The organism is Dickeya dadantii NCPPB 898 (assembly GCF_000406145.1).
In the GTDB taxonomy this organism is placed as follows: domain Bacteria; phylum Pseudomonadota; class Gammaproteobacteria; order Enterobacterales; family Enterobacteriaceae; genus Dickeya; species Dickeya dadantii.
Genome location: NZ_CM001976.1, coordinates 2,377,372 through 2,399,389, shown reverse-complemented (window position 1 = coordinate 2,399,389; position 22,018 = coordinate 2,377,372). Strand labels below are relative to the sequence as shown.

Here is a 22,018-nt window from a genome sequence, read left to right as displayed (position 1 = left end):
AGAGAGCCCTGCCGTGAATGCTTCCTCTGAGCGAGATCGTTCGTTGTTCGGCGTGCTGCGCCAGTTCCGCCGCAGTTTCTGGAGCGTCGGGATTTTCAGCGCCGTCATCAATGTGCTGATGCTGGCGCCTTCGGTATATATGCTGCAGGTGTATGACCGGGTGCTGGCGTCCGGCAACGGTATAACCCTGCTGATGCTGACGTTGCTGATGGCGGGACTGTGCGCCTTTATGGGCGCGCTGGAGTGGGTTCGTAGTCTGTTGGTGGTGAGGCTGGGCACCCGTATCGATCTGGCGCTCAATCAGGATGTCTTCAATGCGGCCTTCGCCCGTAATCTGGAGGCCGGCGATGGCCGCGCCGGGCTGGCGCTGACCGACCTGACGCTGCTGCGCCAGTTCATCACCGGCAATGCGCTGTTCGCCTTCTTCGATGTGCCCTGGTTTCCGCTGTTTTTGCTGGTGCTGTTTTTGCTGCACCCCTGGCTGGGGATGCTGGCGCTGGGCGGCACCGTGGTGCTGGTGGCGTTGGCCTGGCTGAACCAGCATCTGACCAATCAACCGCTGGCGGAAGCCAATCAGCAATCGCAACAGGCGACCCATCTGGCTGACGCTCAGTTGCGCAATGCCGACGTTATTGAAGCAATGGGGATGCTGGGCAACCTGCGTCGGCGCTGGCTGGCGCGTCATTACCGTTTTATTTCCCTGCAGAATCTGGCCAGCGAGCGTGCCGCCGCGGTAGGCGGTGCGTCCAAATACAGCCGTATTGCGTTGCAGTCGTTGATGCTGGGGCTGGGAGCATTGCTGGCGATCGACGGCAAGATCACGCCGGGGATGATGATCGCCGGTTCGATTCTGGTTGGCCGGGTACTGAGCCCGATCGATCAGTTAATCGGGGTATGGAAACAGTGGAGCAGCGCGCGCATTGCCTGGCAGCGCCTGACCCGGCTGATCGCCGCCTATCCGCCGCGCCCGGCGGCAATGGCGCTGCCTGCGCCGGAAGGGCATCTCAGTGTGGAACAGGTGTCGCTGCGCACGGCGCAGGGCAATACCCGACTGCAGAACATCCATTTCTCGTTGCAGGCTGGCGAAACGCTGGTGATTCTCGGCGCGTCCGGTTCCGGTAAATCCTCGCTGGCGCGCTTGCTGGTCGGCGCGCAGTCGCCGACGCAAGGCAAAGTGCGTCTGGATGGCGCTGATTTGAATCAGGTGGACAAAAACACGTTTGGTCCGACCATCGGCTATTTGCCGCAGGATGTGCAGCTGTTTAAGGGCTCGCTGGCGGAAAACATCGCCCGTTTTGGCGATGCCGATCCGGAAAAAGTGGTGGCGGCCGCAAAACTGGCGGGGGTACATGAACTGATTTTGTCGCTACCCAATGGCTATGACACCGAATTGGGCGATGGCGGCGGCGGTTTGTCCGGCGGCCAGCGGCAGCGTATCGGTCTGGCGCGTGCCATGTACGGCGATCCTTGCCTGCTGATTCTGGATGAACCGAACGCCAGCCTTGACAGCGAAGGCGATCAGGCCTTGATGCAGGCGATTGTCGCGTTGCAGAAACGCGGCGCCACCGTGGTGTTGATTACCCATCGCCCGGCGCTGACGACGCTGGCGCAAAAAATTCTGATCCTCCATGAGGGCCAGCAGCAGCGTATGGGACTGGCGCGGGATGTGCTGACGGAACTGCAACAGCGCAGCGCCGCCAATCAGGCCCGGATGAACCCCACGGCCGCAATGCCGCAATGACAGGGATCTCGTGATGACAGGCATGGATATAACCACTCAGGATGAATTGAACGAAGCAGCAATGCGCGATCGCGCCAGCCGGGATGAAGAGCGCGCGTTACGGCTGGGCTGGTGGCTGGTGCTCGCCGGTTTTGGCGGTTTTCTGCTGTGGGCCTTGCTGGCGCCGTTGGATAAAGGGGTGGCGGTGCAAGGCAATGTGGTGGTGTCCGGTAATCGCAAGGTGATCCAACACATGCAGGGCGGCATTGTCGACCGGATTCAGGTGAAAGACGGCGACCGCGTTGCCGCGGGTCAGGTGTTGCTGACGCTGAATGCGGTAGATGCCCGTACCACCAGCGAAGGGCTGGGCTCCCAATACGATCAATTGATTGCTCGTGAAGCCCGACTGCTGGCGGAACAACGTAATCAATCGTCGCTGGCGGCGACGCCCCGGCTGACTCAGGCGCGCCAGCGGCCGGAAATGGCCGCCATCATTGCGTTGCAGGAAGATCTATTGCGTAGCCGGCAGCAGTCGCTAAAGCTGGAAATAGACGGAGTGCGCGCCAGCATCGATGGCCTGGAGACGTCGCTTGGCGCATTGCAAAAGGTGATGAGCAGCAAACAGTCCGAGCAGGCGACGTTGAGCCAGCAGTTGCAGGGACTGCGGCCGCTGGCGGCGGATAACTATGTTCCGCGTAATAAGATGCTGGAAACGGAGCGCTTGTTTGCGCAGGTCAGCGGCGAACTGGCCCAGACCAGCGGCGAGGTAGGGCGAACCCGGCGTGATATTCAGCAGCAAAAATTGCGCATCGCCCAGCGTCAGCAGGAATACGACAAAGAGGTCAACAGCGAATTGTCCGACGTACAGGCCAAACTGAATGAGGTGATCAGTCAGCGCGAGAAGGCGGATTTCAATCTGGCCAACGTGCAGGTCCGTGCACCGGTTGCCGGCACCGTGGTGGATATGAAGATCTTCACCGAAGGCGGGGTGATCGCCCCCGGGCAGGTCATGATGGACATCGTTCCCGAAGACCAGCCGCTGCTGGTGGATGGGCGCATTCCGGTGGAAATGGTGGACAAGGTGTGGTCCGGGCTGCCGGTGGAACTGCAGTTCACCGCGTTTAGCCAAAGCACCACGCCGCGAGTGCCGGGAACGGTGACCCTGCTTTCCGCTGACCGGCTGGTGGACGAAAAGGACGGCACGCCGTACTACGGTTTGCGCATTCAGGTGAGCGAAGAAGGCAAGCGTTCGTTGCACGGGCTGGAAATTAAACCTGGTATGCCGGTGCAGGGGTTTGTCCGCACCGGAGAGCGTTCGTTTATCAATTATCTGTTTAAACCCCTGATGGATCGCATGCATCTGGCGTTGACGGAAGAGTAACGGAAGGAAGCAATGCGAAGGAAAGCGGTACTACTGACGGTCGTGTTATCTCTGTCGGGCGGCAGCGCCCAGGCGATGGGGCTGCTGGATGCATGGGAACTGGCGCTGCGTAATGACGCACAGCTGCGGGCGGCCGGTTTCGAACGAGACGCCGGGCAGGAAGAGGTGGCGATCGGCCGCGCCGGGTTGCTGCCGTCGCTGCAATATACCTATGGCGCTAATTACAGTCATTCCAAGGTGACGCAACGCGATCGGACGCTGAATAACACGACTAAACGTGACTACGATAACTACGTATCGACGTTGACGCTGCGTCAGCCGCTGCTGGACTATGCCGCCTGGGCGCGCTACCAGCAGGGCGTCACCCGCAAACTGATGGCCGATCAGCGATTTCGCGATCGCAGTCAGGACCTGATGGTGCGTTTGTACCAGTCCTGGAGCGAGGCATTGCTGGCGCAGGAGAAATTGATGCTGCTGGATGCGCAGCGCCGTGCCTATCAGGAGCAGTTGGCGCTGAACCGTCGCTTATTGGCGGCGGGGGAAGGCACGCAAACCGACCTGCGGGAAACGGAGGCGCGTTACACCGTCACTGAAGCCCAGCGTATCGAACAGGAAGATACGCTGGATGCCGCTATGACCGATCTGGAAAACATGATGGGTTCGCCGTTGCAAATTCAGGATCTGTCGCCGTTGGCGCTGGATACGTTGCCGGATAATGTCACCGAAAATCGCTCGCTGTCGCAGTGGCGCGAACTGACGGTGCGGCACAACGCAAAGCTGGCGGTACAGCGTGAAAACGTCGATTACAGCCGCTACGAAATTGAGCGTAATCGCGCCGGCCATCTGCCGACATTGGATTTGGTGGCGTCCACCCGCAACAGCTTGTCGGAGTCTGAATACAACTACAACCAGAAATACGACACCCAGACCGTCGGTTTGCAGGTGCGCGTGCCGCTGTATTCCGGCGGCGCCGTTTCGGCCTCGATGCGTCAGGCAGCGGCGGAATACCAGCAAAGTCAGGCGGAGCTGGATAACCAGACCCGGCAGACCTTTGCGGAATTACGCCGTCAGTTCAACCTGTGCGCCAATGGGGCCGCCAAAATCCGAGCCTGGCAGATGAGCGTGGCCGCCGCTGAGGAAGCGATCCGCGCGACGCGGCAGAGCGTCGCCGGCGGCGAGCGCATCAATCTGGACGTGCTGATGGCGGAACAGGAGTGGTATAACGCCCGCCGCGAGCTGACGGAAGTCAAATATCGCTGGTTACAGGCCTGGCTGAATTTGCGCTATACCGCCGGAACGCTGAATGAGCAGGATATGATGCAATTGGCTGCCTGGTTTCAATCTGCGCCTGTAATAAATAAAACCGGAATAAACGCGGCCACCGGTAATAAAACGAATTAGCGGTAACCTTTGGCGTTAGTTGGTTGTGGTGTCTATGAAAACTGATGGTTTTCTCTACAAAAATTGATTGCAGTTTCCACGAAATTTCTTTCGCAGCCCGCTGCGAGAGATGGGTATGTCATTAAATTAGCCGTGATGATAATTGCCGGCGATTTAATGGCGAAACAAGGCATTCTGACAGTAATGCGTCAGACTTTATGGAAGAAGTGATATGCAACAAAACGAAAAAGCTTCGTTAAATACCTCTGCCGCTGCCGCCAAGGCGGGAAGTTATACCGGCTATGCCGATGTGTATGATTTTTGGTATTACCATCAGCGCGGCGACGGTCTGACTGTCAATGGTAAACCGTCTTATACCACCGATAAGGCGGTGAGCGAGGGATTAACGCGGCCGCATACCACCTGGAACGGTGATAACGTATTTGGCAAAGCGGCAAATCTGACCTACTCGTTTCTGAACACGTTTAGCTCGACGCCTAACGGTCATACCGGCCCGGTAAAATTTACGCCGGTGCAGATGCAGCAGGCAAAACTGTCATTACAGTCCTGGGCGGATGCGGCGAACCTGACGTTTACCGAAGTCAGCCCCAATCAAAAAGCCAATATCACATTCGCCAACTATACGCGCAATGCCGACGGCAGCCTGAATACTGATACCCAGGCTTATGCGGCTTATCCAGGTACGCATCCGGTATCCGGCAGCGCCTGGTTCAACTACAACCAGTCCAGCATTCGCAACCCGGATACCGATGAGTATGGACGTCATTCGTTCACGCATGAAATCGGTCATGCGCTGGGGCTGAGCCATCCGGCGGAGTACAACGCCGGCGAAGGCGATATTAGCTACAAAAACAGCGCTGCCTATGCGGAAGACTCCCGTCAGTTCAGCATCATGAGCTACTGGGAAGTGGAAAACACCGGCGGTGACTTCAAAGGTCACTACTCGGCAGGTCCGCTGATGGATGATATCGCGGCGATCCAGAAGCTGTACGGCGCCAACATGACCACCCGTACCGGCGATACCGTGTATGGCTTCAACTCCAATACCGATCGTGATTTCTATACCGCGACCAACAGTAGCAAGGCGTTGGTTTTCTCGGTATGGGATGCCGGCGGCACCGACACCTTCGACTTCTCCGGTTACAGCAACAACCAGCGTATCAATCTGAATGAAGGCTCGTTTTCGGACGTGGGCGGCCTGAAAGGCAACGTGTCGATCGCGCACGGCGTGACCATCGAGAATGCTATTGGCGGTTCCGGCAACGACATTCTGATTGGTAACGGCGCAGATAACATACTGCAGGGCGGCGCGGGCGACGACGTGCTGTACGGCAGCACTGGCGCGGATACGCTGACCGGCGGCGCCGGACGCGATATCTTCGTCTACGGCAGCGGTCAGGATTCCACCGTGTCGGCATACGACTGGATTACCGATTTCCAGACCGGTATCGACAAGATCGATCTGTCGGCGTTCCGCAACGAAGGCCAACTGAGCTTTGTGCAGGACCAGTTCACCGGCAAAGGTCAGGAAGTGATGCTGCAGTGGGATGCGGCCAACAGCACGACCAACTTGTGGCTGCATGAAGCGGGTCACAGCTCAGTGGATTTTCTGGTACGCATTGTCGGCCAGACCGCGCAATCCGATATTATTGTGTAATCAACCACTGAAAATATTAAACAGGGTGGGTTAACCATCCTGTTTAATAAGATTTCCACGGGAATCTTATTATCATGTCATTCTGGCAGGGCGTTGCTCGTCCTGAATAAAGGATGACAGTATTCTTTTATCGTATTTCCAGAGGATTTTATGGGAAAAAATCTGTCTTTACGTCAAGATGACGCTCAACACGCATTATCCGCGAATACCAGCAGCGCGTATAATTCCGTTTATGATTTTCTGCGTTACCACGATCGTGGCGATGGCCTGACGGTCAATGGCAAAACATCCTATTCCATCGATCAGGCCGCGGCGCAAATTACCCGGGAAAATGTCAGCTGGAATGGAACCAATGTATTTGGCAAGTCGGCCAATCTGACGTTTAAATTTCTGCAGTCGGTCAGCTCCATTCCATCCGGCGATACCGGTTTTGTGAAATTTAATGCAGAGCAAATTGAGCAGGCGAAACTGTCGCTGCAATCCTGGTCGGACGTAGCCAATCTGACGTTTACCGAAGTAACGGGAAATAAATCTGCTAATATCACCTTTGGTAACTATACGCGTGATGCGAGTGGCAACCTGGATTACGGTACTCAAGCCTATGCCTATTATCCGGGTAATTATCAGGGGGCGGGCAGCAGCTGGTACAACTATAACCAGTCTAATATCCGTAATCCGGGGTCGGAAGAATATGGCCGTCAGACCTTTACCCACGAGATTGGTCATGCGCTTGGCCTGGCCCATCCGGGTGAGTACAACGCCGGCGAAGGTGACCCGAGCTATAATGACGCGGTGTATGCGGAAGATAGCTATCAATTCAGTATCATGAGCTACTGGGGCGAGAATGAAACCGGTGCCGACTACAACGGTCACTATGGCGGCGCGCCGATGATTGACGACATCGCGGCGATTCAGCGGCTGTATGGCGCCAACATGACCACCCGTACCGGTGATAGCGTGTATGGTTTCAATTCCAATACCGATCGTGATTTCTATACTGCGACCGACAGCAGTAAAGCACTGATTTTCTCAGTATGGGATGCCGGCGGCACCGACACCTTCGACTTCTCCGGCTATAGCAACAACCAGCGTATCAATCTGAATGAAGGCTCGTTTTCGGACGTGGGCGGCCTGAAAGGCAACGTGTCGATCGCGCACGGCGTGACCATCGAAAACGCCATTGGCGGTTCCGGCAACGATATTCTGGTGGGCAACAGCGCAGATAACATACTGCAGGGCGGCGCGGGCAATGACGTGCTGTACGGTGGTGCCGGCGCGGATACGCTGTACGGCGGCGCCGGGCGTGATACGTTCGTTTACGGCAGCGGTCAGGATTCCACCGTGGCAGCGTATGACTGGATTGCCGATTTCCAGAAAGGCATTGATAAAATCGACCTGTCGGCGTTCCGCAACGAAGGTCAACTGAGCTTTGTGCAGGATCAGTTCACCGGCAAAGGTCAGGAAGTGATGCTGCAGTGGGATGCGGCCAACAGCATCACCAACCTGTGGTTGCATGAAGCAGGGCACAGCTCGGTAGACTTCCTGGTACGAATTGTCGGTCAGGCGGCACAGTCCGATATTATTGTGTAATGATATTCTGAAAATATTGCACAGGGCAGTTTATCTGCCCTGTTTAATATTCCATTCTGCATTAGGGTAGAATTCATTCCTGAAATTATTTTCTCTGTATTAAATCCTCTCGATAAAATTAACCGTTTTAACAAGCAACCGTTTCTTTTTTATTTGCCATCATTCAAATAACTTATTCCACTTTAATCAATTAGCATCGTATTGAAGCCGTGGGTTAACTCTCCAGTAAATAGAAAATTGATTAACGACTCTTTACAAAAACATTACAGTGGCTTATATAAATAATTAGCGCCAGTGACGGCGTTGTTTGTCTGTGTCAAATATCATCAGGCTTATATGCTGAAAAATATGTCATTAGATTGGCAGAGGTGTTCTTTATCTAAAAATTTAATGATTATGGCATTTTATGATTATTCATACCAATGAGGGTTTTATGGAAAAAAATCTGTCTTCACGTGATGATGACGCGTTGCATTCATTATCCGCCAGCAGCAGCTATGACTCTGTTTATGATCTGCTGCATTATCACGAGCGGGGAAATGGATTGACGATTAACGGCAAACCATCCTATTCGATTGAGGATGCGGGCGAACAAATTACCCGCGACAACGTCAGCTGGAATGGTTCGAATGTATTTGGCAAATCCGCCAATCTGACCTTCAAGTTTCTCCAGTCCGCACGCTCCACGCCGGACGGCGATACCGGGTTTGTCAAATTCAATGCCGCACAGGTCGCTCAGGCCAAACTGGCATTACAGTCTTGGGCGGATCTGGCCAACATCACCTTCACGGAAGTGACAGGGAACCAGTCGGCCAACGTCACCTTTGGCAACTATACCCGTGACTCCAGCGGTCGTCTGGATTACGGCACGCAGGCGTACGCTTATCTGCCGGGGAGCGGCAGCGCGTCCGGTACCACCTGGTACAACTACAATGTGGACAACATTCGCAGCCCAGACAAAATGGAGTACGGCCGTCAGACGCTGACGCATGAAATCGGCCACGCGCTGGGCCTGAACCATCCGGGTGACTATAACGCCGGCGAAGGGAACCCCACCTATAGCGATGTGACCTATGCCGAAGACACCCGTCAGTTCAGCATCATGAGCTACTGGAGTGAGAAGAATACCGGTGGGGATTTCAAAGGCCATTATGCCGCCGGCCCGATGTTGGATGATATCGACGCCATTCAGCGCCTGTACGGCGCCAATATGACTACTCGTACCGGCGATACCGTGTATGGCTTTAACTCCAACACCGATCGTGATTTCTACACCGCGACCAGCAGCAGCAAAGCGCTGATTTTCTCGGTATGGGACGCGGGCGGCAACGACACCTTCGATTTCTCTGGTTACAGCAATAATCAGCGTATCAATCTGAACGAAGGGTCATTGTCTGATGTCGGCGGGCTGAAAGGTAATGTGTCGATCGCGCACGGGGTGACTATTGAAAACGCGATTGGCGGCTCCGGCAACGATTTGCTGATCGGCAACAATGCCGACAACATTCTGCGCGGCGGTGCCGGCGACGATATCCTGTACGGCGGGGGCGGGGCAGACCGTCTGTATGGCGGCAGCGGTCGTGATACCTTTGTGTATACCGCCGTGTCCGATTCCAAAGTGGCGGCGCCGGACTGGATTCTCGATTTCCAGACCGGTGTCGATAAAATCGACCTTTCTGCGCTCAATACCGGTAATAACCTGCACTTTGTTAATCAGTTCAGCGGCAGCGGCGGTGAGATCCTGCTCAACTGGGATTCGTCAGCCAGCGTCAGCAATCTTTATCTGAACCTTGATAACAACACCTCGCCGGAATTCCTGGTGAAGATCGTGGGTCAGGTATCGCAGACAGCCGATTTCGTTGTGTAACTGTCTGATCACCGAAGGGCGGCTATCCGCCCTTTATTTTTTCACTTTCTCATTGAGAATTTATCTATGTCGCTCTGCCTCGTTAAACTCATTTAGTTACAACAACCTATTTAGTTACAACATACTTATATTTTTAATACCCTCGGTAACTTGAAACATTGGCGTGATTATCGTCAGGCAGGAGGGGAAATGTGGGTTTTACGTATGGCGCAAACGTGGAACGAGTTACGGCCTCTCCTTTGTCGGGCAGGAAGAGGTTGGGATAAACGCGAGGACAGGCAGGGAAATATGCCTGTCCTCCATCGTAAGTGACTAATTATAAATGACTAGATGGCGATGCGTCGACCGATCTCGATCACCTGATTACCCGGCAACTGGTAGTATTCCGTGACATGCAGGCAGTTTCGCATCATCCAGGCGAACAGGTAGGATTGCCAGCGCGGCAGGGCGTCCGTACTGTCTTTGGCGACGATCGACTCATGGCCGATATAATAGGTTACGGATTCATGATCGGCACAGGCTTTCAGCGGCGGCGTTTGCCTGAGCAGTTCGGGAATATTGGGTTTCTCCATAAATCCGTAGTAGGCCACGCCTTGCCAGAAACCGGGAAATTTTTCGGTTAACACCAATTTGTCTTCCTCCCTGACGCGCGGCACATCCAGCACCTGAATGGTCAGGGCGATGATCTTGTCATGCAAGGCCTGGTTACGTTTGACATGCCAGCGCATCACCGGCGGCGCGACATTCTGCACGCGGGTTAAAAATACGGCGACGCCCGGCACGCGCGAAATGCCATCAGCCTGTAGCGATGAGAGAAACTCGTCTACCGGCAGCGTTTTTTCCGCCACGGTCTGCGATACGCGGGTCACACCCCGACGCCAGATAAACATCACGCAGAAAATCAGCATCGCCAGCAACAACGGAACATAGCCGCCGTCGAACACTTTCAGCATATTGGCGACGCAGAATCCCACATCGATCAGGATAAAAATGGCGGTGATGCTGAGACTCAGCATCTTGTTCCAGTGCCAAATCTTACGCATTGCCATATATAACAGCAGCGTCGTCATCAGCATCGTGATGGAAACGGCAATACCATAGGCGGCGGCCAGCCGTTCCGAAGACTGGAAGAGGATGACCAGGCTGAGCGTAACCACCATCAATAGCCAGTTAACGGTGCCCAGATAGATTTGGCCGTAGCTTTGCTCCGCCGTCTGGGTGATTTTCATTCTGGGCAACCAGCCGAGCTGAATCGCCTGCCGCGTCATGGAAAACGCGCCGGAAATAATGGCCTGACTGGCAATGATGGTAGCCAGCGTGGCGAGAATCACCAGCGGTATTTGCAGCGCCGGAGGGCACAGGCGAAAAAGAATATTATTGTTGGCGTCGGTGCCGGATAAGATAAATGCCGCCTGACCGGCATAATTGAGCAGCAGGCAAGGTAGCGCCATCGTATACCAGGCAATCCAGATGGGCTTACGGCCAAAGTGCCCCATATCGGCATACAGCGCTTCCGCCCCGGTGACGCACAGGAACACGCCGCCCAGAATCAGCAGGGCGATATGCCCGTGGGTAGCGAAAAATGTCAGCGCATGGACGGGGTTCAACGCCCAGAGCACGGCCGGATAATTCATGATGCTCCTGATGCCCAGCAGAGCCAGCGTCGCAAACCATAGCAGCATCACCGGTGCGAAAAACCGACTGATTTTGGCTGTACCCATTGGCTGAATGGCGAAGATAAGGACCAGCAGGACTATTGTCAGCGGCAGGATGTAATCGGTGGTTTCCGGCAAAACCAGCTCCAGTCCTTCCAGCGCCGACAATACCGAGATCGCCGGCGTGATCGCGCCGTCGCCATAGATAAAGGCCGCGCCCAGCAGCCCGGCGGCAATAATCCATTTCTGGCGTTTGGCCTGATTATTCTGCAACAGCGACATCAACGCCAGCACGCCGCCTTCGCCTTTGTTGTCGATCCGCATGGCAAACAAGGCGTACTTGATCGAGGTAACGATGATCAACGTCCAGAACAGGGTGGAAAGCAGGCCCAATATGGTTTCCGGTCGGCTGCCATCGCCGGCCAGTTGTATCACGGTATTGAAGGTATAAAGCGGGCTGGTACCGATATCGCCAAATACAATGCCCAGAGCGGAAATAGCCAGCAAACCTGGTGCTTTTTCTTGCTGCGTATGCGTCATATGCACATCCCGGTGAATGGTTAGAATCAGGAAAAATGCCGTGTAATCATAGTGTAGTCGGTTACGTTCATCCGGACGTGACGGCGCCGAAATTCTGGATAACATAAGAAGACTTAATGTGAAGAAGACTTAACGTGACGCGAGATGTGATGAGATTTAGCTTGCGGGCGGAACGGGTTTTCTGCGGAATAAAAAAGGGATTCCGTGACACGGCGGAATCCCTGGCAAATGAGCGATAGGTCATTCACTCACGTATTACGTGGCGGATAACATATTACATAGTGGATAACGTATTACATGGCAGATAACTCAGTGCGGCAGCGCCTGTTCCGGGTGAAGGCCGAGCCAGCCCGGCGACGGTTCGCCTTTGACTTCGCCCAGATACAAACCGATCTGCGCTCTGAAACGTTCGACTGCCGCCCGGTCGCTCATGAAACGCTCGAAGGCTTCCGGACTGGCATTCTTGTATTCCCAGATGTGCTTGTAACCGGCCGGCGGCGCCACATCGGTGCGAACCGACCACATATACCAGACGTCGGTCTGGGTTTTCGGGTCCAGCAGCCAGCTCAGATACAGCCTGGCGGATTCCGGATGCTTAGCCTGTTTAAAGATTGCCACGCGCTGCGCCCAGGCGACAAACGGATCTTGTGCCGGCAGCACAAAGCGGGAACTGGCTTTGGCGTCAGGAACCAGCGCGCCGTCAGTGGAGAAGGTTACCGCGGACTTGCCGCTTTCCACATCGTCCGCCGGCGCCTGGGTGCCACGTACGTAAACCGGCTCTTGTTCGCTGAACTTCGCCACATAATCCCAGCCGTATTTATCCACCACCTGTTTGAACCAGAACAGCACGGCGTCGTCGTCGTTCGGGTAGGTGACAACGATTTTTCCTTTCAGGTCAGGGCGCAGGTAATCATTGGCTTCACGCGGCCAGGATTTCTGATCGACCAGCTTGGTGTTGACCACATTACTGAACGCATCGACGAAAATGCCGGTCCAGGCACCGTCCTGATCCCGGAATGCCGGCCAGATCTTGTCCCAGCCCGCCGGCTTGTAGTTCAGCAGTGCGCCTTCTTTTTTCCAGCGCGAATAATCCTGCAACGTCTGTAGCTGAACGACGTCCGGAATCAGGCTGTCGGTCGCCAGCTGGTTATCGATGCGGGCATCATGAAATTTGCTGTAATCCACGATGACATTCAGCGTCATACCCGGAAAGCGTTTTTCGAACGCCTGCTTGATGCCATCCTGCTGGCCCGCGGTGTCGCCGCCGGCGTAGACCGTGACTACACCGCCTTCTCTTAGCGCGCTCTGGTAAATCTGGTCCAGCGATCGTTGTTCCGGCGTAGTGGCGGCATTCCCGGCAAAGGCTGCCGTGCTTCCCGCGAGCGCCAGCGTTAATCCGGCTGCCTTCATCGCGTTATTCACATTCTTCATACGATAGTCCTTGGTTACGTGTAGGTACTTTTCCCATTTAGGTATTTTTCCCGCGCAGGGACTTTCCCCATGCCGGTATTTTTTCCATGTAGGTACTTTTCCCATAGAGGTACTGCTCCAGTTTTCGCCGGTCGTTTATTACCGGCAAAGTCATGCCTGCCGGGGCAGTTCACCGCCCCGGAGGAACATGTATCGTTTCAATTTCAATGGGGGCGGGTGGCAATGACCCGCACAGATGTGCGTTAAGGACCGATGGCGGACCTGTTGGTGACGATGGCGTGAAACGCCGCCTGAATCACATCCGCATCCGGCAAGTCATCGACGCCGCTCAGAATGCCGCGCATCAACCAGGCATCGGTGAACGACACCGCCGCTTGCGACACCGGGCGGCTGAAACCGAAATGCTCGCTCAATATCGTTTCGTGGGCATGTAGCCACTCGGCGGCGTGCGCCCGCAGGAAGGGGCGGGAAACCGCGGCCACGAACAGTTCGTACTCACGAGTCAGCCTTGAGCGCTCGCCGATAGTCCAGAATACGAAATCGGTCAGGATCGCGGCAGGGTCGTCGGTTCCACGCAGCGAAAGCCAATGCCGGGTGCTGACCGCAAAGTCTTCAATCGCCTGATGCATCACCGCGGCCAGCAGATCATCCAGCGTTTTAAAATGGTAGGTGGTGGCGCCCAGCGACATCTGCGCTTCTTCAGCTACAGCCCGATGCGTACAGGCGTGCAGACCATCACGCCGAATGATGGCCGCGGCGCTGCGTATCAGTTGTTCTGCTGTGATTTCACTTTTCGATCTCATGGTTCCTCTCCGGGCGTCAGCGGGAATGCCAGCCCACGATGACAGCGGGCGATATCGGGCGTTCCGTAATCCGGCCTGCATCGTATCCTTGCTGGCAGTGAGAAGAGAATAGCGTGGATTTGACAATCTTGCTCAAAAAAACAGAATGAACTTTTGGATCAAAAAACCATTTATGATTTTATATTCAGAATTTAATTCTTATTTATTTTCATAAAATTTAATTTTACGGACTTAAATATCTATTTTAATACAAATGTACGATTTTAACTGCTGGGCGCGCTGTTACCGAAACTCGACTTACACATACGGGAGATGGTCAACGCCGCGCGGTTTCTTGGGGGGCCGGAATGTGGCATACTGCGACATAATTAAACTGTACTGTCCGGTTACCTAAGAATAACGCTGACTACATCATTCCGGACAGGTGCCAGAGGAGGCGTAATGCGAACACTGACTGAGGAAAAACGGCAGGCCATTATCGATGCCGCCGCCCAATTGTTTCAGGAAACGGGATACGAACGGGCGTCCATGAATGAGGTGGCTAAACGAGCAGGGGGGTCGAAGGCGACGCTCTATAACTACTTTCCCTCAAAGGAAGCGTTGTTTGAGACGGTTGTACGCACCTACAGTACGCGCTTTTTGACGGACGCGGCGGCGGAGCTCGACATGCCGGAAGACGGGCAGCGTTCTCTGGAGATCAAGTTGACGCGTTTTGGTGAAAAAATGATGCATGTTCTGACCGGTGGCAACCCGGCTTTGCAAATTTATCGCATTGTGGTTGGCGAGGCGGGCCATTCAGATATCGGTGCCTTGTTTCAGGGGTCGGGGCCGAAAGAGAGCATGGCCAGGTTGGCCGATCTCATGGCCGAGGCTATGCAAACCGGCGAACTGGCTCCGGCAGATCCCATGCTGAGAGCCATGCAGTTTACGTCGCTGGTCAAAGCCGAAGCGGATGCGGTGCTGTTGCAGCGTGAACTGCCTGATTATTCGACCGATCGCGTCAAAGAAATGGTGAGAAACGGTGTCCAGCTTTTCCTGCATGGGGCATCCCCGCAGGCAGGGAAATGAATCGCCAGCGGGCTGGTTGCCCATTGGGACAATAAATCCAACATTTTCCTCGTTAACCTCATCTGCGTGGCGTTTGCTCAACGGCATCGTACGTCACGCAGCGATATTTTTTGGTACGTCTTCATCCCTCTTTTTCAGACAATCAACGCCTTGACAGTGTTTTTTCTTTATATAAACTAAACCGTACAGTTTATTTATTGAGGGTGGAGTATGAAAATTCTGGCGTTGGCAGGGTTTGCTGCGGCTGTCTGTATGCTGACCGGTTGTGTCTCCCTGTTTTAGGGGGAAGCCATCTTATTCGGTTACGAGTGAGGAAAGAACATGAGAATTATTGGGCTGGTTTGTATCGTCATGGCCGCCATGATCCTGAACGGTTGTCTGTCTATCGGCAGTCATATTTAGCGCGCCGCCTCTGGGCGTGAAACAGGAGCCAGGTCGGGTGACCGAACTGGCTCTTCTTCAGGAAACACCAGCTATCGCTGCATCGGCGTATCCTCTGATCGACGTATCCTCTGTTTGTTTACACGTCGCTTTTCCGTTTCACGATTGACACGCCATATTCCCATCTTGTTGCCATTGCCGGGCGGTTTCCGCCATCTGTGTCGCGACTCGCTCAATAATCTTCTGCCAGGCAGAAAACAGTTGCGTGAGATCGCCGGCGGCGCTTTCCGTCAACTGGCTGCGGCAAGACAGTTTGAGGTGCTTATCCCCGCTTTTGGCGGTCAGGCTCCAGTCGGCGTCGAGCGAGACGAACTGACCGGGCCAGCTGTCAAAACGCCGAATCTGCATGCGGACCCGCAGTACAGGGATATCGCGCGGCAGCGGCTGCCCAGATGCATTAGAGGCCCCCGGCCGCTGAGCCAGCAGTGATGACAGCGCCGTGTGAATCTCATCGCTTAGCGGACTCAGCCAGCGATCGCCGTCAAGGATCATGGCGCCGTCCTGACCAGTGCGAATCACCACCTGCTGTCGGTCCACCTGCGCCGGTACATCGACCGGTAATACCTCAATCGCGAATGGCGCCGGGGGCGATACCGCACCGGCGGTCGGGGGAAGTAGCGTATGGTAGCGAACCTGCGGGGAGCGGCAGGCCGGTAGCGTCAGCGCCACAATGACAGTGAGCAGCGGCAGTATCAATCTCATGGCTATTTTCCTTTGGGGGAAGCAGAACGGTCATCCGCTGCGTTAGGGGCTGAATCCGATGAGCGTCCACGCAGTAGCGACTCCGGGTTACGCTCCAGTTGCTCCGTAAACTCGCGTAGGGTGCGCAGCGTCCGGCTTGCTTCCTGTAACGTCTGAGTGAAATGAATCAGCAATGGCGAGTCTTCCGCGATGAGTTCCTGGGCGTTTTCCGTCGTCAGTTGCGTTTGTTTCATCAGGCTGTTGGCGGTCGGCAAGGTCTGGTTATTGACCAACCGCAGCGTCTTGTTCAATTCAACCAGGGTGTTGTTCAGGTTATTGCCGATAGACTCCAGCGGCATGTTGTTAACTTTGGCGACGATACCGCCCAATTGCGCTTGCAGTTTATCCAGCCCGCCGCTGACGGTCGGTAATTCGATGGGGCGGGCGTTTGGATTAAAGCGGACGTTGGGGGCATCAGGCACAAAATCGAATGAAACATACAGTTGCCCGGTCAACAGGTTGCCGGGAACCGCCTGGGCCCGCAGGCCGTGGGCGACAAGGTCACGGGTGAACAGGGCGGCTTTGTTCACTGTTTCTGCGGGCGAAGGGGATTCAGATGGCGATGAACCGGGCAGTTTATCCAGCAAATTTCCCAGACGAGCGGGGTAGACCTCAACATCCACGATCGTCGGGAAACGATAGCCAGTGGGATTATAATCCAGCGTGATAGCCGTAACCCGACCAATGGTGACGCTGGAAAATTCTACCGGCGCGCCGATGTCCAGCCCATGTAACGCACGTTCAAACCGAAGCCGGAATGGAATCGCCTGCCCATCCGGCGCCGACATGGCGGACTCCTGATCCGGTGCCAATCGATAGCTGACGGGGGAGTTAATCGCCGGCGTTTTATCGCTATCTTTATTGCTCTCCGGGGTGGCAAACGCGATGCCGCCGGCCAGCACCGCAGCCACGGTCTGCGTTTTCAGGCGAAAGCCGTTGGCACCGACGGATAGGTCGACGCCGCTGACATTCCAGAAACGGGTGTCAGGCTGCACCAGTCGGTCATAAGGCGCATCGATGAAAACCTGTAAACTGACGCCACGGCCGTCTTCTTTCAGATGATAAGAAGCAAGACGTCCCACCTGTACCCGGCGGTAGTAAATCGGCGAGCCGATATCCAACGACCCCAAATCGTCGGCGTCGATGACAAAATGGCTCCCTGGCATGTCATTGATAATGGCGGGCGGGGTTTCCAGACCGGTAAATTCGCGCCGGGTTTCCGATGAATAGCCTTTATCCACGCCGATATAGGCGCCGGATAACAGGGTATCAATGCCGCTGACGCCGCTCATCCCCACGCGTGGCCTGACTACCCAAAACCGTGAGCCGCTGCGCGCCAGATTCTCTGCGCTTTTGTTCAGTTGCACCCTGACCAGAACACGGGAACCGTCATCGTTAATAACGATATCTTTTACTATTCCGACCGTGACGTCTTTGTATTTAACCGTGGTTTTACCGGCTTCAAGCCCTGTCGCACTGCGAAAGGAAAGGGTGATGTCAGGACCGGCGGACAGGCGAGACTGAACCAGCATAGCGAGGCTGATCGCCAGCGCGATAACCGGGACGAACCAGATAGCGGCATGACGCCAGCTGCGGCGAATGGCGGTGATCTCACCCGGTAACATCGGATTCATTGCTCCTCCTCCCAGATCGAACGCGGATCGAAACTCATGGCGGAGAGCATGGTCAGGATAACCACCAGTCCAAAAAACAGGATGCCGGGGCGGGGTTCCGCTTCGCCCAGCGAATGAAAGCGAACCAGGCTGCACACCACTGCCACGACAATCACATCCAGCATGGACCAGCGGCCGATCCATTCCGTTATGCGATAGAGCCGGGTGCGTTCGCGTCTTGCCCAAGCGCTTTTCCGACGAGCGGTGACCAGCAGGAGTATCAGGGACAGGAACTTCATGCAAGGGATCACCACGCTGGCAACAAATATGATCAGGGCAATGCCATACGAGCCATGCTGCCAGAAGTCGACGACGCCAGACATAATCGTGCTTTCGCCGCCGCTGGCGAGCTGGCTGGTGTGCATCACCGGTAGGGTATTGGCCGGAATGTAAAAAATCAGGGCGGCAAGCAGCAGAGCCCACGACAGGGCGGTGCTGCCTGGGGAATGTGCATCAAACCGGGTGTGGCAACGTGGGCAACGGGCGTTACGGTCATCCGCCGCCGGTGCGTCGAAAACCAGCCCGCAAACCGGGCAATCGCAGACATTCATCTGACGGGCTGACGGCACTTTATGCATGATGCGCCTTTCCGTGATGAACGGTCGCGCCAAGCGCCCACAGCCAACGATTCTCCTGACGGGTAATGATAAAAACCAGTATCAATGAAGCCACCAGAAACCACCCTCCGGGCTCGACAGAGACATCCAGCAGACCGGACAGTTTCCCCGCCGCGACCAAAAAACCGGGCAGACCCACTTCCATCATGTTCCAGGGGCGTAACCACCTCAGCGTTTTCATGATGGCGATAAAGCCCGGTGCCCGCCGGCGGGCGCTTGCGAACAACAAAATCCAGGTTAACAGCATGATTTGTAAAGAAGGGGCAAGAATAAGGAACAGCACCGCGCACCACGCCAGAAGGGCGGTATCACCCTGAGCAAGCGACCACATGGATTGCCAGAGCGTCACGTTATGGGTTAATCCATGAAAACTCACCGTCATGACAGGCCAGGCATTAGCCATCAGAAAGGTGATGGCGGAAGCAAAAGCCAGCGGAAGCAAACGTGCCGGGTCCATCGACGAGGAGCGATAAAGAATGGCCAGACAGCGCACACATTGCGCGACATCGTTGCCGACCAGCGGGCGGAGGCGATACACGCCACCGCAGTGTGGGCAGGCGATTAAATACGGGTAGCTTTTCATCGCGGTGGACAATACTCAGCAAGATAAGGGGGGAAACAGATAACCGGCTTTCGGTTATCTGTTGTTTTTAACATTTACCGGTATGCCCGCGGTGACGCCTTACAGGCGACTCGGCCGGTCAACGGGGATCGCTTATTTCAGTATGCCGGCCAGCTCGTCTGCACCTTTATCGATCCCGACTTCTGCCGCGCTCAATGAGCCAATGGTGGCAGAAACGTTCATGGCGTTCGGGTATTGCTTAGCGACATAGGCATGAAGCAAGCGATTGGAAGTAGAGTCGTAGATCTCGACAGCATAACTCACCGAACCGCTGAACATGCCCTCTTTGCCACGAATAGATTGCACGATGTTGTAAGGGCCGCCGGCAAGGTCGAACTTGGTGAATGTCCCTACCACTTGCGTCGTGGTTTCGGCACCGGTAAGCGTCAGTTTCAGACGTAAAGCATCCGGCGCAGATGCTGTCGCCTGCCTGAAGCGTGGGCGCAGCGCCTCTTCGAACTTTGTTTGCATATAGGCGGCAAGTTGTTGCCTGTCAGACACGGACAGGTCGCCAAACTGATTGTCGCTGCCTGAATACACCACGACAGGCTCAATGATAATGCTGTTGTACTTTTTCCAGTCAACCGGCGCGGCGTACTTGAAGGGGATTCGGTCGGATGCATCACCGCTGTTAGGGGTCAACTGGGCTGATGAACCAATACCGGTGTAGCGTAAGGGTTGCTGGCTACCAGAACAACCGGCCAAAAAGATGGCGAGGGTCACGATGGCTGGCTGGGCGGCCCGTGCGAATGCTTTCATTTGACGTATCCTGTGATAAAGAACTTATTGTTGAGTGACGTAACACTGACTTCCCTGGTGAAGGCGGAAACCTTCTCTATACGGCGTTAGCCTTCTGATTAACCCCACTTACCGGGTGAGCTAACGCCAACACATTAACTAAACCGTACGGTATAGTTTTGCATTGACATTTAAGGCCTGTCAAGGGAATGTTGCGGGCACTCAGCATGGCGTTGGCTATCTGGGGGCAGGCGAGGTGTGTCAGCAGGCAGCGCCCGCGTTGACGAAAAACACGGAGTGGATAAAACCAGTTTGCAGGCAAAACGTGGGCGGTTTAGTGGAAAAAGCGAAGAGGGCCAGAGGAGAGAGGAAAGAGCTACCGGTATCACCGGTAACTCTTATTTGCTCAGTATCCTGTCATCATAGAAATTAAGGCAGTTGTACTTTTCCGGTGATCAAATAGGCGGACGACGTGCTGTCTGACATCGGCGGGAGCGTATCGCTTAAGATATTACCTTTGAGATCGGTAAATTCGATCGGAATATCATTTTTACCAACGAACTCCAAAATAAAATGATTGTAATCTGTTTTTGGCGCACTGACCCACTGATTGCCTCGCAGATACTTCATCCCAATAATCGGATATTTGACATTTCTGAATTGTACTGCAGCCCAATAAGGATTAGATCCTTCTTTAACTCTGTACACCACATTACCGCTTATCGGTGCCTTTACTAATTCCCATTGGATATTAATTTTACCATCCTGCAAATTACCAATTTTCTCGAACGCATTGAATGATAGATCCAGTGCACAATCGCCGCCTTCAGGGTATAAGTCAGTGACATACACCGTTGTACTTCCCTTAGGCCCGGTAACTTTGAGATAAGCGCCGGCGAGCGCCGCTTTAACTCCTTTATAGTCCAGTTGCGCTCTGTTTAACGCGGTTATCTCCATATTGGCAGGGATTGGGTCCAATAATAAAGCGCCGCCGGAATAACCTGAACCCGTGGCAGTCGCATAGCCGTAGCAGATATCGCCAAGTTCCCAGGCAGCCTGGGCACTATGGGCCAGAGGTAATAACAGTGAAGATATTAATAAAGCCTTTTTGAATGTCATCATAGTCATGTCCATATATTATTTGATGTAAGATGAGAAGCACATCCCGCTTCACATTAAACATTGTGTAATATTTATATTTCAGTGAATAAGATAAATCCTAAAAAAATTAAAGACAACGATTCATCATAGAAAAAGAAATTATTCGTCATTGTGTGGATTAAATATAAATCCGGGAGGAATAAATGGGAAATAATGTGATGTAACGCAATGATATCCATATATTCAATTGAGAACTGATGGGAATTTTATGGCAACGACCAGAATTATTCCTCACCAGCCTGACCGTTGCGTTTTATCGATCCGAACCGGTGTTTTTTATGGTGCTTCCCCTGTAGTGGCAGGTGGGTCATAATTGATTGTTTTCCAGACACCACACCGGCATCTTTTTTAAAACTGAGAGGGCGTTCTTGATGGGCGTGCCACAAACAAAATCCGAACTACTTTTCGCTATTGATAAAAATTTCACGAAATTAATCGGTTACCTCAATGCGATTCCGCCAGAGCTCACTGCGGATAAATCGCTGGATGGCCATGCAAAAGGCACGGAGATGAGTGTTTGTGAGCTTGTTTCGTATTTGCTGGGATGGAACACTCTGGTTGTAAAATGGATTAGCGGTGACGCAACAGGGCAACCTGTTGATTTCCCAGAAACCGGTTACAAGTGGAATCAGCTCGGGCTTCTGGCGCAGAAATTTTACTTTGATTACAAAGGATTAAATTACCAGACGTTAATCAATAACCTTCAGTCGGTAAAAGACGAAATAGTGAGGCTGATTGACGAGCGCACTGATGAAGATCTGTATGGCAAGCCATGGTATGGCAAATGGACAATGGGACGTATGATCTCATTGAACACGTCATCACCCTATGCCAATGCTAATGGGAGATTAAGGCAGTGGGCAAAGAACAATCACCTGCGTTTAAAGTGAACATCTCAAATTGACGGTGATG

Annotated in this window: 17 protein-coding genes; 8 read left to right on the top strand and 9 right to left on the bottom strand. The window is 54.2% G+C overall.

Going from position 1 to position 22,018, the window contains the following annotated elements; genetic code table 11:
• Positions 1-13 precede the first annotated feature (13 nt).
• The 6 genes from DDA898_RS11055 (at position 14) to DDA898_RS11030 (ending at position 9,616) form a co-directional block, all read left to right on the top strand.
• Positions 14-1,741, top strand: coding sequence for a type I secretion system permease/ATPase (locus tag DDA898_RS11055; RefSeq protein WP_038909786.1), 1,728 nt, complete (start codon positions 14-16; stop codon positions 1,739-1,741).
• 13 nt (positions 1,742-1,754) lie between these two features.
• Positions 1,755-3,101, top strand: a complete 1,347-nt coding sequence (locus DDA898_RS11050; protein ID WP_038901224.1) for an HlyD family type I secretion periplasmic adaptor subunit — start codon at positions 1,755-1,757, stop codon at positions 3,099-3,101.
• 12 nt (positions 3,102-3,113) lie between these two features.
• Positions 3,114-4,502, top strand: a complete 1,389-nt coding sequence (locus DDA898_RS11045; RefSeq protein WP_038909784.1) for a TolC family outer membrane protein — start codon at positions 3,114-3,116, stop codon at positions 4,500-4,502.
• A 211-nt stretch (positions 4,503-4,713) separates the two neighbouring features.
• Positions 4,714-6,159, top strand: coding sequence for a serralysin family metalloprotease (locus DDA898_RS11040; protein WP_038901222.1), 1,446 nt, complete (start codon positions 4,714-4,716; stop codon positions 6,157-6,159).
• Between the two features lie 150 nt (positions 6,160-6,309).
• Positions 6,310-7,749, top strand: coding sequence for a serralysin family metalloprotease (locus DDA898_RS11035; RefSeq protein WP_038909783.1), 1,440 nt, complete (start codon positions 6,310-6,312; stop codon positions 7,747-7,749).
• Positions 7,750-8,182: 433 nt separating this feature from the next.
• Positions 8,183-9,616: a serralysin family metalloprotease gene (locus tag DDA898_RS11030; RefSeq protein WP_013317949.1), complete on the top strand. Its 1,434-nt coding sequence runs from the start codon at positions 8,183-8,185 to the stop codon at positions 9,614-9,616.
• Between the two features lie 326 nt (positions 9,617-9,942).
• Here the strand turns inward: DDA898_RS11030 and DDA898_RS11025 are convergent, their stop codons facing one another.
• From DDA898_RS11025 to DDA898_RS11015, 3 genes are all read right to left on the bottom strand, one after another.
• Complete coding sequence (locus DDA898_RS11025; RefSeq protein WP_038909781.1) at positions 9,943-11,811, bottom strand: potassium transporter Kup; 1,869 nt, start codon at positions 11,809-11,811, stop codon at positions 9,943-9,945.
• A 309-nt stretch (positions 11,812-12,120) separates the two neighbouring features.
• Positions 12,121-13,242, bottom strand: a complete 1,122-nt coding sequence (locus DDA898_RS11020; RefSeq protein ID WP_038909780.1) for an ABC transporter substrate-binding protein — start codon at positions 13,240-13,242, stop codon at positions 12,121-12,123.
• A 242-nt stretch (positions 13,243-13,484) separates the two neighbouring features.
• On the bottom strand, positions 13,485-14,045 hold the full coding sequence (locus DDA898_RS11015; RefSeq protein WP_038909778.1) for a TetR/AcrR family transcriptional regulator: 561 nt from the start codon (positions 14,043-14,045) through the stop codon (positions 13,485-13,487).
• A 441-nt stretch (positions 14,046-14,486) separates the two neighbouring features.
• Between DDA898_RS11015 and DDA898_RS11010 the strand changes: the two genes are divergently transcribed.
• Positions 14,487-15,113: a TetR/AcrR family transcriptional regulator gene (locus DDA898_RS11010; RefSeq protein ID WP_013317946.1), complete on the top strand. Its 627-nt coding sequence runs from the start codon at positions 14,487-14,489 to the stop codon at positions 15,111-15,113.
• Positions 15,114-15,653: 540 nt separating this feature from the next.
• Here DDA898_RS11010 and DDA898_RS11005 read toward each other — a convergent pair.
• From DDA898_RS11005 to DDA898_RS10980, 6 genes are all read right to left on the bottom strand, one after another.
• Positions 15,654-16,256, bottom strand: a complete 603-nt coding sequence (locus tag DDA898_RS11005) for a PqiC family protein (protein ID WP_050570145.1) — start codon at positions 16,254-16,256, stop codon at positions 15,654-15,656.
• 2 nt (positions 16,257-16,258) lie between these two features.
• Entirely contained in the window at positions 16,259-17,929 is a 1,671-nt protein-coding gene (locus tag DDA898_RS11000) for a PqiB family protein (protein WP_038909777.1), read from the bottom strand.
• Positions 17,926-18,546, bottom strand: a complete 621-nt coding sequence (locus DDA898_RS10995) for a paraquat-inducible protein A (protein ID WP_038909776.1) — start codon at positions 18,544-18,546, stop codon at positions 17,926-17,928. Before DDA898_RS10995 ends, DDA898_RS11000 begins: the two co-directional genes overlap by 4 nt.
• On the bottom strand, positions 18,539-19,168 hold the full coding sequence (locus DDA898_RS10990) for a paraquat-inducible protein A (RefSeq protein WP_038909775.1): 630 nt from the start codon (positions 19,166-19,168) through the stop codon (positions 18,539-18,541). Before DDA898_RS10990 ends, DDA898_RS10995 begins: the two co-directional genes overlap by 8 nt.
• 132 nt (positions 19,169-19,300) lie before the next feature.
• Entirely contained in the window at positions 19,301-19,966 is a 666-nt protein-coding gene (locus DDA898_RS10985) for a DUF3313 domain-containing protein (protein WP_038909774.1), read from the bottom strand.
• Between the two features lie 408 nt (positions 19,967-20,374).
• Positions 20,375-21,067, bottom strand: coding sequence for an expansin EXLX1 family cellulose-binding protein (locus tag DDA898_RS10980; RefSeq protein WP_279629682.1), 693 nt, complete (start codon positions 21,065-21,067; stop codon positions 20,375-20,377).
• A 410-nt stretch (positions 21,068-21,477) separates the two neighbouring features.
• Between DDA898_RS10980 and DDA898_RS10975 the strand changes: the two genes are divergently transcribed.
• A complete protein-coding gene (locus DDA898_RS10975; RefSeq protein ID WP_038909824.1) occupies positions 21,478-21,996 on the top strand; it encodes a ClbS/DfsB family four-helix bundle protein in 519 nt (172 codons plus the stop codon).
• The last annotated feature ends 22 nt before the right edge of the window (positions 21,997-22,018 follow it).